The sequence below is a fragment of the Lacinutrix sp. MEBiC02404 genome (assembly GCF_053601575.1).
The window spans coordinates 83629-101219 of record NZ_JBSHNV010000128.1 but is presented as its reverse complement, the minus strand read 5'-3'; the positions used below and the strand labels follow the sequence as shown (position 1 = coordinate 101219).

Below are 17591 nucleotides of genomic sequence, written 5' to 3'. Positions count from 1 at the left end.
TAAATGTTTTGTGGGTGTTGGTAGGATGGGAATTGGTGATTGATTTTGTGTGGCTTAAGTTTGATTTTTATTAAATTGATATAATAAACAGAAAGAATAAAAAGAAAATACAATATCATCTTCTGCATTATTTTTTTAATTATTGTTTAAAAAGCAAAAATCATTTTCCAATAAAAAGGGAAAATGATTTTTAAAGTTATTTATTTAAGACTTTTAGGTTACATCATTTTAATAAATTTACCAAAAACCCAACCGATTTCTCCGTTATCTCGTTTTACTTTATACCAAGATTCATTGATGTAATCTATATCATTTTCAGATACCAGTACTTCTTTTATTTTTCCTTTTTTATTTTTAAAACTAATTAAAATTTCTATTGGAGGTTCTTCATTAATAGCAATGATTTTAACAGATTTCCCTTTTTGTAAAGTGTTAACTTCACCATCATTATCGTTTACAATAATTTTGTTTTTGATTAAAACAGTTTGTTTTTCAGAAGTGGAAGTATCTAAAATTATAACTTTTTCTCCTGCTTTTTTGAAAGATCCTACAATTTCTGATTTTGTAGAATGTCCGTTTCTCATAATGATATCTGTTCCTGTAATAGTTGCGATTTTATCTTTTCTAATTATGAAGTCTAATTTTTCATCCGTCTTTGAATTTTTCCAAACACCTTCTATTTTATCATTACTTTGTACTCCAATAAAAACTCCAGTAGTCTTGTTGTTAGAATCTTTTTCTTCAATTGTTATCTTTGTACCACAAGAATGACCTTTCAATATCAATTTATTTGACTCGCCACTCTTATTATAATAATAGTATCCTTCGATTAAAGAACCATCATTAATACAATTATACTCTCCATAGAATTTGATTTTCATAGTAATAGGGTCGGATTTGATTTTACCTTTATATTCGACAAATTCATTTTCTCTACTCTTTATTAAGGAAATATTATCCTTCTCTATTTCTGTTAATAAACTAGTTGCATCTAAATTTTTAGATTTATACCAATCTTGATTTCTAAAATAATTATCTATTTCCCCACCTTGTTTGAAAGCGTGACCATGTCGAGCAAATATTTCATTTCTCATGATTTTTAAATCTGCTAAACTAGCTGATCTAATGTCACTCAAAGTTAGTAGTTTTGTTGAGGTTTGAGGGTAAAGTCCAAAAGTTTTACTGTTTGTTTGAAGATTTAAATCAATAACTTCTTCTTCTTCAGTTATTGAATTTGTATTAGTTTTTATAACTTCTTCTCTTTGTTCTTTAATTCCTTCCTCTTGTCCAATCATTCCAATAAAGGGTGCTGACATAAATAATATTACTAATACCAAGATAATTCCTACAATGAGGCCTTTTGATATACTTCTATCCTTTTTTTCTTGTATTTCTGGAGTTTCGGATAAGTTTTTAAAATTATTTTCCCCATATAAATTTTTATACAAGTGAATATTCATTTTATTCCTCTTGTTTTTTAAAGAAAATAAATGAACCAGAGGTTTTAAGTATAATAGGAAAATCAGTAATAACGGAATTAAAACAATCGAAAAACCTATCGGATTTTGTGAATTATCAATTTTTGATTTTATTAAAACTAAACTAAAACTAAAAATTAATAGACTCAAAAAAATTAACAATGCTAAGAAGTAATTAACGCGATAAAAAAACATCCGAGTTTTCTTTTTATTACTTTTAAATACATTTTTTATATGATCATGATCTTCTGTTAGGAATAATTTATCTTCATTTCCTAATAGATAAGCTTTTATTGTCTTTCCTTTTGTTAAAAAGTAATTTTTTATAAGTTCTTCTGTAATCATAATTTTAAAATTCTAAAGTACCACCATTTAGTAAGTCATCAATTTCTTGATCAGTTACATTTGTAGTCGTATTTGGGTTATGAAATTCATTTATTGTATTAGCCAACTGTCCTAAAGACATATTATCAGCGTTATTTTGTAATTCTAAAAAATCTGCTTGATTTTTCCTTACCTCTTCCTTTAAACTTAAAAGTTTATCTTCATAGTTCTGTAGAAATAATTTGGTTAATTTATTGTTTTCCTTTTGAAGAATATTTTTCTTTTGATTTAAATCTAAGGTTTTAAAAACATCCGATAAGCAAGACAATCCAGTCTGTACAATTGCCTTTTTGGTGTCATCATCAATTTTATCAAAACGTTTATCATTACCCATTTTTTTAAAAAGAATATTGATTACACGCTCATTATTTTCTGTATTATCTATAATTAATTCATCATAAATATTATGAATATTTTCAGTTAAAAAATTTTTATTTACAGTTGAATCCAATTTATTTAGTACTGCTTGTGTAATAATTTTGTTTTCCATATTAAATAAGTTCTTTTGAAATATTAACTTCTAGAACTCCTTTTGAAGAAGTCGTAAATTCCCTGATGTGAGTTAATAAATCCGATAAAACGGTTTTGTTCCCTGTTTCCCCGAAAATAATTCTTATTCTTTCAGAATTAGTTTTTAATTCTTTTTGAATATTTAGTCCTCTATTTTTTAATTTATCAATATCTGCAAGATTTTCTTTTTTTAATTCCTCTTCTCTAATAATATTATTTTGATAGTTCTTGAAATCATCAATAAAAGGCTTACAGTAAGTATACCAGTCGATTAATGTTTCGTTGTATAAATTAATAGATTTTGTTGGAGATAAAATTTTATAAAATAAATTTGGCTTAACAGGTATTAATGACGATAAAAAGTCATATTCAGGTCTCTTTAAATCAATTAATTCTATTAGTTTTTGATATGTGCTGTCGTTAAAGTTAACTTGTTCTTTTTTATCAACTAATTCCGCTTCAATTGTTCGACGTTCTGTCATTAAATATTTGTTACTATCTCTTAAGTCTTTTATTTCGGAATTAGAAATAATCTGCTCATATAAAGGGGAAATGTCATTACTCAATTTATTAACTGCTTTCTGACTAAATAATTTTAATTCAGGAATTAATTTATCTTTTAATTCAGTATAAAACCTTCCTAATTTTAAAATGTCAGCTAAAATTAATTGTACATCACTGCTCATTCCTTCTTTCAGTTTTTCAATATCAAGTTCTATTTGAGCAATTGTCTTTTTAGCTTCAGTCCTAGATTTCAGTACAGCCATACCTCCTTTAACTAAAAAACCTACTGCAGCAGCTCCGGCAGCACCTTTTAACTTTGATTTATCCAATGTTCCTGAATTTGCTAGCGATGAAGTTTTACTTAAAAAAGTGTTAAACTCATTTTTTCCCGATAAAGATATTGCAGACATGTGTTGTTGGTGTGCATCTTTGAAAACTTTCACATTATCATTAATGCCTGAAAAGTAAGTGTCTAATTTAGTATAGCTGTCCTCAAAACTTTCCCAATTAATTTTAGAAACATCAAACATTTCTGGCTCTGAAGATTTTATTCCATCACCAAATAAATCAATTAAAAGGTTTAGTAAATCTTCCCTAATTAGTTTTAATTTATTTCTAGTTTTATCAAAATCATCGATCAAGTCTAAGTTTATATCTTTTACTTTTTCGTGAATTTGAATAATTTTAGTGTACTCTTTTTTGATACTAAAAGCGTGTTCTGTTATTGCTTCAACTTTAATATTACCTGTAATAGATATTTCCTTTTTAGGTTTTAGTATGTCAATATTTTTCTGGACAGTCTGAATTTCAAAAGTTCCATCAACCTCTTTTACCGTCTTTGTTTCTTGTTCAATAAGTTTAAAATCTTTTAAATCTATCTGTGGATCTTTTATATCTAAAGACTCCAAACGTTGTTGTACTCGATCCGGATTAAATACGCTATTCTTGCCATCATTATCAAGGATATTATTAGTGATGGCCTCTTGAATACTTGAAGAATATGTAGATTGTAAATAAGCCTCTTTAAGTATTTGTTTGATATAAAGACCTTCTTTTAAATTTACTTGTAGTACTTCATTCAAATGGTCTACAAGCATTCTACGGTTGATAATTTCTGAATCTATAATAAGTTGTTGTGCTTTTTTTATAACAGCATCAACTAATTTATTATTTATGCTATCTGCATTTTGTTTTATTATTTCTGTATGTGTCATAGTATATTTTTCAAATTCGGATCTCTTATTTTTAATTGCTGTCAAGGGCTTATATAGTAATTTTTACTACTCATATCATGCAAATGTACCTGCTCAGCGTGCGTTTTTTATTTGTTAAATGCTTTCGGTGTATATCTACCAAACCTACAACTTTTCCTATATTAATAATATACGTAGTACTACGTATATTTTATTATTACGCAGCAATGTAAAACAGTTTAAAATAGAACCATTACGGTTTCCCATAATCGTAAAATAAAGGCATAATAAAACCACCAAAAGAGGTGGTTTTATATTTGTTGTAGAGAAAGAAATCTACTATATATTATTATTTGCCCTGTTCTTAAACACTATTATTGTTCAATATCTATTAAATACCAATACCCTTCTCTTGTGATAAGCGTGAATAATCTTTCCGAATTAGAATTATTTCTATAGCTATTGGTTACCGCTTCTTCATTTTTAGTCTTTACTAGAACGAAAGCTTTATCATTTTCTATACGTGTATTAATTACTTCAAACTCTATTTCATTTTTAAATGCGTCAAATGAATTTTTTTCTTTCAAATAAGTAGTGAACACAGACATTAAGCTTAAAAAGTTTAAATCTTCAGAATACTCACCATATGGGTCCTTTAAATAATCGAATTTGGAATAATCATTATTTTGAAAAGCTGCGAAGAAATGATTAATTACACTTTCTGGTGCTTTTTGAAAATGATATGCCTTTGAATATTTTTCACTTGCAATCTTACTTCTAACTTCAATTAAAACACTCTCTATTTTATCAATTTCGTTTAATATTTTCAAAGTTTCTTTTTCTTTTGTAACTTTAGAGCTATATCTCGTACTTTCAGAAACTTCTTTTAATTTGTTCTTTTGTTTTTTTAATTCAGTTTTTGTTTCTCCTAATATTTTATAAAAGAAAATATTTAGTTTCTCTTTACCTTCATTTAATTTTTCGGTATTAAAACTAATCGATTCGTAATCTTTGTTTTCTGCTGTTTGCGCACTTATGAAGTTAAATACTACTAAAAGTAATATAGTTAATGTTATTTTTTTCATTTTGTTTTTATATTGGGTTAGTTAATTACTAATATCTTTTAAATACCAAATTTCGTTTCTGTTAATTAATGTAAAAAGAGTTTCATCGGTATCATATTCTTTTTCTGCATTAACTAAAACATAAGCAATGTTATTGTCAATTCTCGTGTTTATTATTTCAAATTTTATAGTCTTAAATTGCTCGAATTTATTTTTATATCCCATATTGTTTACTACGATTTGAGAAATCATTAAAGGCTCTACAGCATCACTATATTCTCCATATGGATCAAAGAGAAATTCCAATTTAGAAAAATCGCTATTTAAAAAGGAAGTATAAATGTGCTTTACAAGACTATTAGGTTTTTTTTGGAATTCAAAATAAGTTGTTAACTGTTGGTTAGCAATTCGATTTCTTATTGCACTAAGTATAACTTCTAAATCTTCTATTGATTTTTCAGTTTTTAAAATGTTTTTTTCTTTTTGAACTCTTGAAGAATAGCTGTCATTTTTAATATTTATCAGTTTGCTTTTTTCTTTTTCTAAGGATAAATTTATTTTGCTTAAAAGCTCATAAAGAAATATATTTCTCTTCTCTATACCTTTATTAAGCTTTTCTTGGTCTAGATTTAGTGCTAGAGATTTATCCGTTTTAGGTTTTTTTTCGTCTGAATTTAATTTAGGTGTTTTTAATTTGAAGGTAAAAGGAACTTGTATGGTTTTGTCTGGATTAAACCAGCTTCCATTATATCCATCATTATCTATTTCTCCTTCAAAAAAACCAGAAATAACATTATTTTTTGTGTACTCTTCCAAGGTTAACTTATTTCCAATCCTAATTCCTTTTAGTTGAATTTCACTGTCTTTATCTGAATTGTAAAAAACACCTTGAATATCATTTTCATTGTTGGATATTCTTATTTCCCCATTAACAGCATTGTTAATATTACCAATGTATGTAGTTGTTTTATTTTTTGAGCAACCAATTGTTGTCAATAGAATAATAAGAGCAAGAATGTTTAATTTCATAGTGTTTTTTAATGATTTTTTGATTTTTGGTAGCACGTTCTAGTGGGGTTTTTTATTAATAATATTGAGTAGGAACCTGAAAAACAAACCTACAACTTTTCCTACATTAATTATATACGTAGTACTACGTATATTTTATTATTACATAGCAATGTAAAACAGTTTAAAATAGAAGCTTTACGGTTTCCCATAATCCAAAAATAAACGCATAAAAAAACCACCCAAAAGGTGGTTTTTTCTTTAGGAAAAATTATTTTTATTTAAACTCAATAATTTCGGCTGAGATGGTTGCATTGATTCTCTTTTTAGTTTCTGTAACATCAATAGTTACGTTAATAAGTGCTCTACTACCGGTTAATGTTATACCTGCAGCTTTTGCGTTTTCTAGTAATTTTGCTTTGGCTTGCGCAATAATTCCTTCTTTATTCGTGATATTACCCGTTACTATTTTTTCTGTTGCTGTACCTGAAAAACTACCAAGTACATTAAAGTTAGAACTAGATAATACGGTTTGGGTTTGGTTTAATTGGTTGTAGCCACCACGATGTAAACTCGCCGATTTACAAGATGCAAATAGTGTGATAATGGCAAAGGACAAAATAATTTTTTTCATGTAATATAGTTTTGGGTTTCTAGTTTAAAGCGGCAATATAAAACAGAATAGAAACGAAACGTTACGGTTTTCCGTAAGTGTGAAGTATTGGCATAAAAAAACCACCAAAAGAGGTGGTTTTTTAGATTATTAAAACGTGTTTCGTGCTACTTATTTTTTTATGAATTTAAAAGAATTCCCTTCTTCTAGTTTTAAGAAATACATGCCGTTGGCAAGGCTTTGAATATTAATTTCAGTGTTTTTAGTTGCGCTTCCTTGTGTTATTTGGTTTCCAAGAATATCATAAATAGAATATGTCGTTGCGCTTTTTATTCCCGAAATTTTGATAATTTTTGAGGTTGGGTTTGGGTATACCTGTATTTGCGAATCCATGATGTTATTGTCTACAGATAGTGTGTTTCCTGGTGCCCATGAAAATGCATCTAGCGCCATATAATCTAAATCATTAGTACCTGTAATCACCAATTGGTCGATTCTTTTTTGGGTATTATTAGCACCGCCTTCTGTAGTAAAATCGATAAAAGTAAATCCGTTAAAAGGAGTTAAAGTACTGACATTTGAAAATCCAGAAGTTTTTGTAAAGGTATATTGCATTACACCGGCTTTATAACCTGTAATTGTTAAGCTTCCAGAATGTGGGCTAAGACTAGTTGTAGAACAAAATAGGTATAAAGAAGTTATGCCAATTTCGACACCTCCAGTAGAAATGGTAAAGCTACTACCATTGTTAGTACCATTAGATCCACTTGAGTTTTCGATGAATTGTGCATCTGTTGCTGAACCATTCCAACCACAACCAATACAATTAAAGATGTCATAGGTTTCTCCAGTTGTTGGACTTGTTACGTTAAATGTTTGTCCGCTATCTGTGAAGGAGCTAGACCCTATGCCTTCCAATTCGAAATCCTCAGTAGATTGTGCAAAAATGCTTGTAACTCCTAATAATAAAAGGCTTAATGTTAAGAGATTTGAAATGTAGTTTTTTTTCATAATGGTATTTTATTTGGGGTTTAAAAATGGGGTTACTATTTGTTAATGTTTAGGAGGGAAGTAGTTGTATTAACAGGCTACAAATTAAATGGTTTTTAATTAAAAGAACTACAAACGTTTGCCTGTTTTGCCTGTTTTTTTAGCTCGTTATTAATAATAATGCGCATTTGGCAAACTTATGTTTTTTTTCCATAAAAGAATCAGGTATAAATACGTGATTTTGTTTTAATAGGAATATAAGCGTTTAAAAAAACCACCTAAAAAAGGTGGTTTTTTAGATTATTAAAAGGTGTTTTATACTGCTTATTTTTTCATGAATTTAAAAGAATTTCCTTCTTCTAGTTTTAAGAAATACATGCCGTTGGCAAGGCTTTGGATGTCTAATTTTTGGTTTTCAGAAATAAAACCACTTTTCACTTCTTGACCTAAAGTATTATAGATAGTGTAGTCTTCGGTTTTTGTTAGGCCATTAATTTGAATATAATCTGTAGCAGGATTTGGAAACAATGTAACTTTATGGTTTTGCGTAAAATTATCTGTAGATAAAGCAGCTGCATTTAAAATAGTTACGTCGTCAATTATTGCGAAATAATAATCTCCATCAAAAGTGAATTTTAGTCTACATTGTGATAAGTTAGTAACTCCTTGAGTCGAAGTTGCTGGTAATGCTAAAGTCAAAAAGCCTTCATCGAAAGGAGTTGCTTGTAATGTAGTATAAGCAACCGAAGTTCCCCAAGTCGTTCCATCATCAGAAGAAAAGGAAACACTTAATTCCGAAATAGCAAAATTTCGATATTGGGAATAAAATTTCACAGCTAGAGGTACATCTGTGTTTCCTGTTAAATTTATTCTTGGCGAAATCAGTTCTCCTTTATGACCAGATGGTGATGTGCCCGTACCGAATGCATTAGGTGTGCCACCATTGTCCATGAAGTCGGAATCAAAAATAGCGATACCATTAGCCTGTGATGGCGCGTTTGTTAGCGTGGATGTAGACCAATATGCACCTTGAGAATAGCCAAGTGTGTTTCTTGTCCAATATGCTGCTCCTGGTGTTACGGTACCGCCGTTATCATTTATAGAAAGTGCTGTCCAAGTGGAGTTAGAATAATTTCCTGCAGTTCCAGTTTCTATAAAGTCATTTTGAAATTCAGCATTCGCGACATCTACAGAAGCGTCTACTCCCCAATAATTTTGAGCATGTATATTTGACGTTAATGTGATAAATAATAAAATAAGTACGTAATTTTTTTTCATGTTTTACCTGTTTTTTTAGTTCGTTATTAGGAATAATAGGTGTTTGGCAAACCTATGGTTTTTTCTTACCATAAAAAACGGGTATAACTACGTGGTTTTGGGTTAATAGGAATATAAAGGCATAATAAAACCACCAAAAGAGGTGGTTTTATATGTATGCAAAAGGGAACTTATTTTTCTTGCCTTTCTTTTAGTATTTGTTTAAAATAAAAATACTAGTTTTACAAAAATTAAAAATTAAAAATTATGAAAAAAATTTACATTTTATTTATTCTTTTAGCACAAGTGACTTATGGTCAAATAAGTATTGGGCAAGAAAGCACCTTTAGTACAGATAATGATTTTGAAGGTTGGGATAATTTAAATACATCGTTTACTCCTGTTTCTGTAGCTGGTGGGTTTTTGACAGCAAGTGGATCACCATCTATATTTCCAGGAACGTTACCTCCTAATAGATTAATTCTTGACAATATAACTTGGGGAGGGAATTATACTAGCGTAGGTGTTGGTGGTATTAGATTTGACGCAAGGAATTTGTCTGGTGAAGATATGGAATTAGTAATTCTTTTATTTGATAACGAAACAGGAACAAATGTGACATCAGCGGAGTCTTTAAGTATTACAGTGCCTGCTTCTGCAACCAATTTTGAAACGTATACTATTTCGTTATTACCCGCAGTACTAACCGTGGATGGTCCAAAGAGTCTTGATGATTTACTTATAGATGTATTAGGACTTTCTATTACTCGAATAGACGATAATGGGGATGGTACCGAAAGTCTGGATTTTGATAATATTAGAGTGCTTTCTGTTGCAGACTTATCTCGAGAACATTATTTAAATAATAATACTGCTGTTCGCGTATTTGTGAATGCTGGAACTTTAAATGTTACATCTTCTAATAGTACTATAAAAACGGTTCGTATTTATAATATTGCTGGTAAATTAATTAGTGAATCATTAGGAAACAAAGCGAATGTTAGTGCCTTAAGTAATGGTGCTTATGTTGCTGTTATAGAGGACGCCAACAATCAAGTGGTTTCTAGAAAGTTTATAAAGTAAAATTACTAGGAACTTACTGCGAATAATGGTTTAGGCCAGTACTAATGTCATTTTAAAGAGTGTGTATAGCGCACTATTTAAAATGACATTTTTTGTTTAAGAATAATAACTTCATCTTTTATTCACAAAGAACTAAACTAAATCTAAACATTCGTTAGTTGGGTTGATGTACGTTACCGTTTCTTGTGCTATAGCAGCATATAGTTTATCCATTTCAAGCGACTTCCAAAGGATCTATTAAATAATGGAGAGGTCTCTTTATTTTTACTAGTCATTACATCTGCTGTTATTGCAAAAACAGGAGTCTGCGCATTTAAACTGCCTGGTTTTTTAATCCTTCTGGTAGCATCCAAACCATGTAACTCTGGCATGTTCCACAGCCATAATACCATTGGCAACATGTTCTGTTACAACGCCCCATTTACTAAGAATTTGTTTCATTAAAACGGCATTCATTAAAGTATCTTCGGCTAAAAGAATCGTTTTGTTTGAAGAAAAACTTTAGTACATTATTTAAATTTAAAACGCATTGCAATAGGCAAGTGGTCTGATGCTTGTTCAAACTGGTTGAGTACTTTTCCATCTACATAATGGATGGTGTTTTTGCTGTAAAAAATATAGTCGATACGTACCTCTGGTTTTTCGGAGTTAAATGTGAAAGCATAATCACTATTTGTAAATGCTGCATTTCCAATACTGTTATTTTGTAGTATGTTTTGAATCACTGCATTTTCGTCATTGGCATCACTATTAAAATCGCCTAATAAGATGGTTGGATTTGTAGCAGCGTACTTTTCGAACACTTTCATAACCGCTTTAAATTGGTTTTCGCGAGTTTGTTTATCAAAAGCTTCCAAGTGTACATTAATTAAAACGACTTCTTTATTTTCAATTTGCACTTTAACTACTTGTGCTAAACGGTCAATGTAAAAAGCATTCCGATAGAATGGACTACTTTGAACACGTTCTAAAACGATTCTTTCTTGGCTTTTTATTGGATATTTACTCAATACAGATTGTCCAGAAAGTACTTTGCCAAAGTTTGTGGAAATCGGCCAATATGGAAAAGGAACATACGTTTTGTCCCAGTTTACAGCTTCCGCTTCATAGGTATAACCTAATGTTGCTATTTCATTATGCTGATTTATATGATACGATCTCGATGCATCAAAATCAATTTCCTGAAATGCAATAATATCTGGTTTTAACTTTTTAAATTCCGCTAAAACCTTTTTTAAATTGGCATCAAATAACGTTTTCGGCTTTGCAACCGGAAGGTTATTAGTCATACCGCTTAAATAACCAATATTATAGGTAACAATGCTATATATAGAATCGGTATCTGTAATAGATTTAAAATTATTTACTTCTATCTTTTGGTAATCGCTTTCTGCTAAAACAGATGTAGAAGCCCAAAAGAAAAAAATAATGGCGCATAGTATTAATGCTACGAATAATACTAGAATTGTTTTAAATATGTGTTTCATGTATGCTTTCCGTGAAAACGGAAATCTTTATATATCTTATTATTCCATAGTAATCACTAAATCATCCTGTTTTACCATGCTTCCTTCTTTTAAAGTAATCGATTTAATTTTTCCAGACTTAAACGCATTTACCGTAGTTTCCATTTTCATGGCTTCAATAACAAAAAGCGCATCGTTTTCTTTTACTTCGTGTCCTTTCTTAACTAGTATTTTATAAAGCGAACCTTGTAAAGGAGCTCCAATTTGATTGGTATCTGCAGGATCTATTTTAGCGTTTTGCTCAATTTTAATATTTAAGGAGGTATCTAAAATTTCCACAAATCGATTCTCCCCATTGACTTTAAAGAAAACGGTTCGCATCCCTTCATTGTTAGGAATACTGATAGAAAGAAGTTTGATTATAACGGTTTTTCCGGGTTCTAATTCGATTAGTATTTCTTCGCCAAGCTGCATCCCATAAAAGAAATTCTTTGTAGGTACCAATGCTAAGTTTCCGTAGCGTTTATAATTTTCATGCGCCTGCTCAAACACTTTAGGATATAAAGTGTAGGACAAGAAGTCTTCTATTTCTATGGCTCTTGTAAAACCTTTTTGAAATTTCTTTTTAAAGGCTGCATATTCTACCGTAAAATCTATTGGTTCTAAATGCGCATTTGGCCTGTCGGTATATGCCGTTTTATTTTTAAGTATAATTTTTTGAAGCTTTTTAGGAAAGCCACCAACCGGTTGCCCAAGATCTCCTTTAAAGAAATTAATAACCGATTCTGGAAACGAAATTTCTTCGCCTCGCGTCATTACATCTTCTGGAGTGAAATTATTAGTAACCATAAAAATAGCCATATCACCAACTACTTTAGAGCTTGGTGTAACTTTTATTAAATTACCAAACATGGCATTTACTTCTGCATACATTTTTTTAACTTCATCAAAACGATCTCCTAAACCTAAAGCAGTTGCTTGCGGACGTAAATTAGAATATTGTCCGCCAGGAATTTCATGTTGAAAAACTTCGGCAGTTCCAGCTTTTAAACCAGATTCAAAAGGATAATACAAATCGCGAGTGTCTTCCCAGAAATTAGAAAACTGATTTAAACTATGCATATCAAAATCATGTGCACGATCTTGGTATTTCATCATTTCTACAACCGCATTAAAATTGGGTTGCGAGGTTAAACCAGACAAGCCACCAAGAGCAACATCTACAACATCAACTCCAGCTTCAATAGCTTTTAAATACGTTGCTGTTTGTAAAGAAGAAGTATCGTGCGTATGTAAATGAATAGGAATGTTTACGGTGTCTTTTAAAGCACCAACCAACTCGGTTGCCGCATAGGGTTTTAATAAACCTGCCATATCTTTAATAGCAATCATATGCGCTCCAGCATTTTCTAAATCTTTTGCTAGTTGTGTATAGTATTTAAGGTTGTACTTGGTTTGATTAGGATCTAAAATATCTCCTGTGTAACTAATTGCTGCTTGTGCAATTCCGCCCGTTTTGTTACGCACATAATTAATACTAGGTTCCATCGCTTTTACCCAGTTTAGGGAATCGAAAATTCTAAAAATATCGACACCATTTTCCCAAGATTTCTCTACAAATTTCTCGATAAGGTTATCAGGATACGCTTTGTAACCAACCGCATTAGAACCACGTAATAGCATTTGGAATAATATATTTGGAACTGCTTTTCGCAATTCGCGTAAACGTGTCCACGGACTTTCATGTAAAAAGCGCAAGCACACGTCAAAAGTAGCGCCTCCCCAAACTTCCATACTAAAAGTGTTTGGATGATTTTTCGCAAAACTTTCGGCAACTTTAAGCATATCAAAACTTCGCATTCTTGTGGCAAGAAGCGATTGATGCGCATCTCGCATCGTAGTATCTGTATATTGTATTTTATTTTCGTCTTTTAACCATTGGCAAAATGCTTCCGGACCAAGTTCGGTTAATAAATCTTTGGTTCCTTTTGGGAAAGGAGCCGATGCACTAAATTTTGGTGCTTTTGCATTTCTGAAAATCTTGCTATCGTCTTTAAATTTTACATCGGAGTTTCCGTTGACGCTAACTTCAGATAAAAATTTCACCACTTTAGAAGTTCTGTCTTGTGGTAGTTTTATTTTGAATAAACTAGGTGTATTTTGAATGAAGTTTACGGTTACTTTTCCGCTTAAAAAATCTTCATGCTGAATCACATTTTGTAAAAAATGAATATTAGTTTTCACACCACGAATTCGAAACTCTTTTAAAGCACGAACCATTTTGCGGGTTGCCCCATCTAAACTTCTACCATGCGCAGAAACTTTTACAAGCATAGAATCGAAAAACGGACTCACCTGATAGCCTTGGTAAATACTACCCGCATCTAAACGAATTCCCATTCCCGAAGCACTTCTGTAGGTAGTTACAATACCATAATCTGGCGTGAAATTATTTTCGGGATCTTCTGTGGTTAATCTACATTGTAATGCAAAACCATAAGTAGCAATGCTGTCTTGGTCGTACATTTTTATTTGCTCGTCAGATAATTTATAACCACCAGCAATAAATATTTGTGTTTTCACCAGGTCAAAACCAGTCACCATTTCGGTTACGGTATGTTCTACTTGAATTCTTGGATTTACTTCAATAAAGAAAATATTATCTTCTTGGTCTACCAAAAATTCTACCGTACCAATATTATTATAGTTTACTTCGGAAGTAATTGCAATGGCATATTTGTATAAATTTTGTTTTACTGCTTCGGAAACATTAAAGGAAGGTGCAATTTCTACTACTTTTTGATGTCGTCTTTGTACCGAACAATCTCTTTCATGCAAATGACGAATATTACCATGTCTGTCTGCTACAATTTGGACTTCGATATGCTTCGGATTTTCTACATATTTTTCTAAAAACATAGTGCCATCACCAAACGCATTTAATGCTTCGTTACTTGCAGATATAAAATGAAGTTCTAAATCTTCCGTATTTCTAATAATGCGCATACCACGACCTCCACCACCAGAAGCTGCTTTTAGCATTAAAGGATAACCAATTTTATCTGCTTCCGAAATGGCGATTTTTAAAGAAGTTAATTTCTTTGTATTGCTTTCAATAATAGGAACATTACATTTTACTGCTATTTTTTTAGCGGTAATTTTATCGCCTAAAGCATCCATTACTTCTGGATCTGGACCAATAAAAATAATATCGTTCTCGGCACATTTTCTAGCGAATTCGGAGTTTTCAGAAAGAAAACCATAACCTGGATGAATGGCATCTACATGTTTAGATTTTGCTAAATCTATAATCGCTTCAATATCTAAATATGGTTTTAAAGGCTGATTGTTTTCGCCAATTTGGTACGATTCATCCGCCTTATTTCTATGTTGCGAGTACCTATCTTCATACGTGTAAATCGCAACTGTAGCAATGTTTAATTCTGTACAAGCACGAAGTACTCTAATCGCAATTTCGCCTCTATTGGCAACAAGAACCTTTTTTATTTTCATTGTATGGTGGTAATTATAGTTATGTTATCTTAGAATATATGGATTTCCGGTTTGGTAATTTCTAATAACAAATTCTAAAGCTGCTTTTAGCAATTCGCCCATGTTTTTTGCGCGTTTAAATCGAACATCCCCCGTTAAACTAAACAATCCTGTTTTTAATTCCTTAACTTTTTCAGGATTAGAAATATTGTCTTTTTTCATGCATTGTATTAAGAGTTTTAAACGTTTTTGTTCGCTCTTTGCACGTTTTGCTAATAGGGAACGTTCTTCATTTTTATACTGCTCTATCGACTCTTTTGCTAAAAGCTCTAAGCTCATTTTTACAAACGGATTATTTTCTTTTAAAAACTGCGGTTTGTAAACCTTGACATTTCCTTCATAACTCTGTTGATCAAAATCGACTGCACGAATACGGTATTGTTTACGATCAAAATCGTAGCTAATTACAATAACATAATTGTAGGAACGCATATCTCCTAATAGTCTAACAAAACAACGTTCATTAAACTTAACAAACTCTTTTGCTAATTCTCTTTTATCCTGTTCTGAAATGGTATGTAAATACTCTTTTATATAGATATCTCCTGGGATTCCAGAAATATGTTCTTCTATTAAAGTGTCTTTGTGGACTAAAAAATTAATGTGATTTGGGGATAATATATCCTCTAATTCTAAGCCGTAAATACGGGATGCATCTGCCTTTTTTATATAAAGAAAAAGATAGTTGTCGTTTAATATATTTCTAACTTTTATACGAAAAGGTTTACTATTACCAAAGGTGCAAAAATCAATACTGTCAATATTTAAATACGGTAAAATGCTGTCACTTCCGTCGGAATGTAAGATAGAATACATTTGTTTTAAGCTATGGTGTATTTCTTCCCGTTCATGCTCGGAGTAGTAACAACTAATCCATAAGGTGTCATTTCCTTCCGCATCAAAAACTTCTATAGCACCTTGAAACCTTAATAAATCATCATAGTAAATAGGGATTTTTATGTTCCTACCTTGCTTGGTAAGATATTTAGACAGGGATTCTGTTATTGGAAACGCTGGTTTTTTCTTCGAAATTAACTTTTTGTCCATGGTAATTATGTAAAGGCTATAAGGTAATTTATAATTCTTAAAAATACAATGCGTGCATAGTATTTATTTTGACTAAAATAGAGGTCTAAATCCTATTGTTAATCGTTTCAAGATAGTTTGTTTTGGTAAACAAAAAGTACGAAATTTGAAATATAACAGCTGTATTATATCATTATATTTTTGTTAAAGTTAATTATGTGTAAAAGAATGGTTTGTATGTTCAAAATAATTTTACCTTTGCATTATAATTATGAAAAACAATAACTTAAATACTATTTGTAAAAAGCATTCGATGTTTAAACTCGAAGGCTAGAGCGTATATATATTAATTAATATTTAAAAGCGTTCTATTTATATAGAACGCTTTTTTTTATACCTATAATAAAATGAATTTTTTAAACCTGATTTTAATTAATAGTGCCAAGAATACACGTATATATATGTGTAATAAGTTGTCTATTTTTCAATATCAGAGCTTTTAAAATTAATTAAACTTAAATTTTTAATCCCTTTGATATCATTTGAAATCAAAGGGATTTTTTTATACCTAATGTTATGATAAAAAGAATCACATTGTTGTTGAAAAGAGAGCAAGTACTTACAGAACTGAAAAGTTATACGCATGTTTTGCTAGGTTCGTTTGTATTGGCAATTGCCTACGTAATATTTATTATTCCGCATAATATAGTGCCAGGTGGAATTTTAGGATTAAGTATTGTTATTAATAAGCTTACAGGAATGTCTATTGGGTTGGTAGCCTTACTTATTAATATTCCTTTGTTGCTTTGGGGAACAAAAGTGCTTGGTAGAAAAACGGGTATAAAAACTGCTTTTTCTATGGTATCTGTATCTTTTTATATTGATGTTTTTTCAAAATTCTCTGGAAATAAAATCTTTGTAGAAGATGTTTTATTGTCTTCTATATTTGGAGGCGTTATTGTAGGCTTTTCTGTTTTTATGGTAATGAAAGCAGGAGCTACAACTGGAGGAAATGATATCTTGGTTCGAATTTTGGCTACCAAAATAAAGCTTCCATATAGCAAACTTATTTTAATGGTTGATGGTGTTGTTATTTTCTTAGGGATTTTAGTTTTTGAAGATTTTACCATGGCAGCATATAGTATTGCAGCAATTATAGCTATTAGTAAAACGATAGCTTATTATATAAAACAGTCTACAACACATATGACCGTTTTTGTGTTTTCGAAACAGAATTTACGTATTCAGGAAGCTTTTTTAAAACATAAAGATTATACCAAAACGATCTTTAAATTGATTCATCACGACTCACAAGGAAAACTGATTTTAATTACTAAAAACACCAAGCAATTGGAAGCTATTAAAAGGATTGTTTATAAAGTTGATGCTAAAGCAGATATTAGTATTTTAGAGTCTAATACAGAATCGATTTAAAAAAATGAGATAATAAAAAAACCACTTCT

At 30.5% G+C, this 17591-nt stretch carries 14 protein-coding genes; 2 read left to right on the top strand and 12 right to left on the bottom strand.

Annotated elements, in window-relative coordinates; all coding sequences use genetic code 11:
* Window positions 1-218 precede the first annotated feature (218 nt).
* The 8 genes from ACVCXO_RS03425 to ACVCXO_RS03390 form a co-directional block, all read right to left on the bottom strand.
* On the bottom strand, window positions 219-1823 hold the full coding sequence (locus ACVCXO_RS03425) for a YARHG domain-containing protein (RefSeq protein WP_452228194.1): 1605 nt from the start codon (window positions 1821-1823) through the stop codon (window positions 219-221).
* 4 nt (window positions 1824-1827) lie between these two features.
* A complete protein-coding gene (locus tag ACVCXO_RS03420; protein ID WP_452228193.1) occupies window positions 1828-2352 on the bottom strand; it encodes a hypothetical protein in 525 nt (174 codons plus the stop codon).
* A 1-nt stretch (window position 2353) separates the two neighbouring features.
* Window positions 2354-4090, bottom strand: a complete 1737-nt coding sequence (locus ACVCXO_RS03415; protein ID WP_452228192.1) for a hypothetical protein — start codon at window positions 4088-4090, stop codon at window positions 2354-2356.
* Between the two features lie 353 nt (window positions 4091-4443).
* A complete protein-coding gene (locus tag ACVCXO_RS03410; protein ID WP_452228191.1) occupies window positions 4444-5154 on the bottom strand; it encodes a hypothetical protein in 711 nt (236 codons plus the stop codon).
* Window positions 5155-5175: 21 nt separating this feature from the next.
* Window positions 5176-6162, bottom strand: coding sequence for a hypothetical protein (locus tag ACVCXO_RS03405; protein WP_452228190.1), 987 nt, complete (start codon window positions 6160-6162; stop codon window positions 5176-5178).
* 256 nt (window positions 6163-6418) lie between these two features.
* Window positions 6419-6775 carry a DUF6567 family protein gene (locus ACVCXO_RS03400; protein ID WP_452228189.1) on the bottom strand — a complete coding sequence of 119 codons (357 nt, stop codon included), beginning with the start codon at window positions 6773-6775 and terminating at the stop codon, window positions 6419-6421.
* Between the two features lie 150 nt (window positions 6776-6925).
* Window positions 6926-7765, bottom strand: a complete 840-nt coding sequence (locus ACVCXO_RS03395) for a T9SS type A sorting domain-containing protein (protein ID WP_452228188.1) — start codon at window positions 7763-7765, stop codon at window positions 6926-6928.
* Between the two features lie 303 nt (window positions 7766-8068).
* Window positions 8069-9022, bottom strand: a complete 954-nt coding sequence (locus ACVCXO_RS03390; protein ID WP_452228187.1) for a T9SS type A sorting domain-containing protein — start codon at window positions 9020-9022, stop codon at window positions 8069-8071.
* Window positions 9023-9268: 246 nt separating this feature from the next.
* Here ACVCXO_RS03390 and ACVCXO_RS03385 point away from each other — a divergent pair, with 246 nt between their 5' ends.
* Window positions 9269-10084, top strand: a complete 816-nt coding sequence (locus ACVCXO_RS03385) for a T9SS type A sorting domain-containing protein (RefSeq protein ID WP_452228186.1) — start codon at window positions 9269-9271, stop codon at window positions 10082-10084.
* Between the two features lie 188 nt (window positions 10085-10272).
* On the opposite strand, the gene ACVCXO_RS03380 is transcribed toward ACVCXO_RS03385, so the two are convergent.
* The 4 genes from ACVCXO_RS03380 to ACVCXO_RS03365 all read right to left on the bottom strand — a co-directional run bounded on the left by ACVCXO_RS03380 (window position 10273) and on the right by ACVCXO_RS03365 (window position 16149).
* A complete protein-coding gene (locus ACVCXO_RS03380; RefSeq protein ID WP_452228185.1) occupies window positions 10273-10455 on the bottom strand; it encodes a hypothetical protein in 183 nt (60 codons plus the stop codon).
* 138 nt (window positions 10456-10593) lie between these two features.
* Complete coding sequence (locus ACVCXO_RS03375) at window positions 10594-11571, bottom strand: endonuclease/exonuclease/phosphatase family protein (RefSeq protein ID WP_452228184.1); 978 nt, start codon at window positions 11569-11571, stop codon at window positions 10594-10596.
* Window positions 11572-11610: 39 nt separating this feature from the next.
* Entirely contained in the window at window positions 11611-15063 is a 3453-nt protein-coding gene (locus tag ACVCXO_RS03370) for a pyruvate carboxylase (protein WP_452228183.1), read from the bottom strand.
* A 24-nt stretch (window positions 15064-15087) separates the two neighbouring features.
* Window positions 15088-16149 carry a hypothetical protein gene (locus ACVCXO_RS03365; RefSeq protein ID WP_452228182.1) on the bottom strand — a complete coding sequence of 354 codons (1062 nt, stop codon included), beginning with the start codon at window positions 16147-16149 and terminating at the stop codon, window positions 15088-15090.
* 555 nt (window positions 16150-16704) lie between these two features.
* Here ACVCXO_RS03365 and ACVCXO_RS03360 point away from each other — a divergent pair.
* Window positions 16705-17562 carry a YitT family protein gene (locus ACVCXO_RS03360; RefSeq protein ID WP_452228181.1) on the top strand — a complete coding sequence of 286 codons (858 nt, stop codon included), beginning with the start codon at window positions 16705-16707 and terminating at the stop codon, window positions 17560-17562.
* Window positions 17563-17591 lie beyond the last annotated feature (29 nt).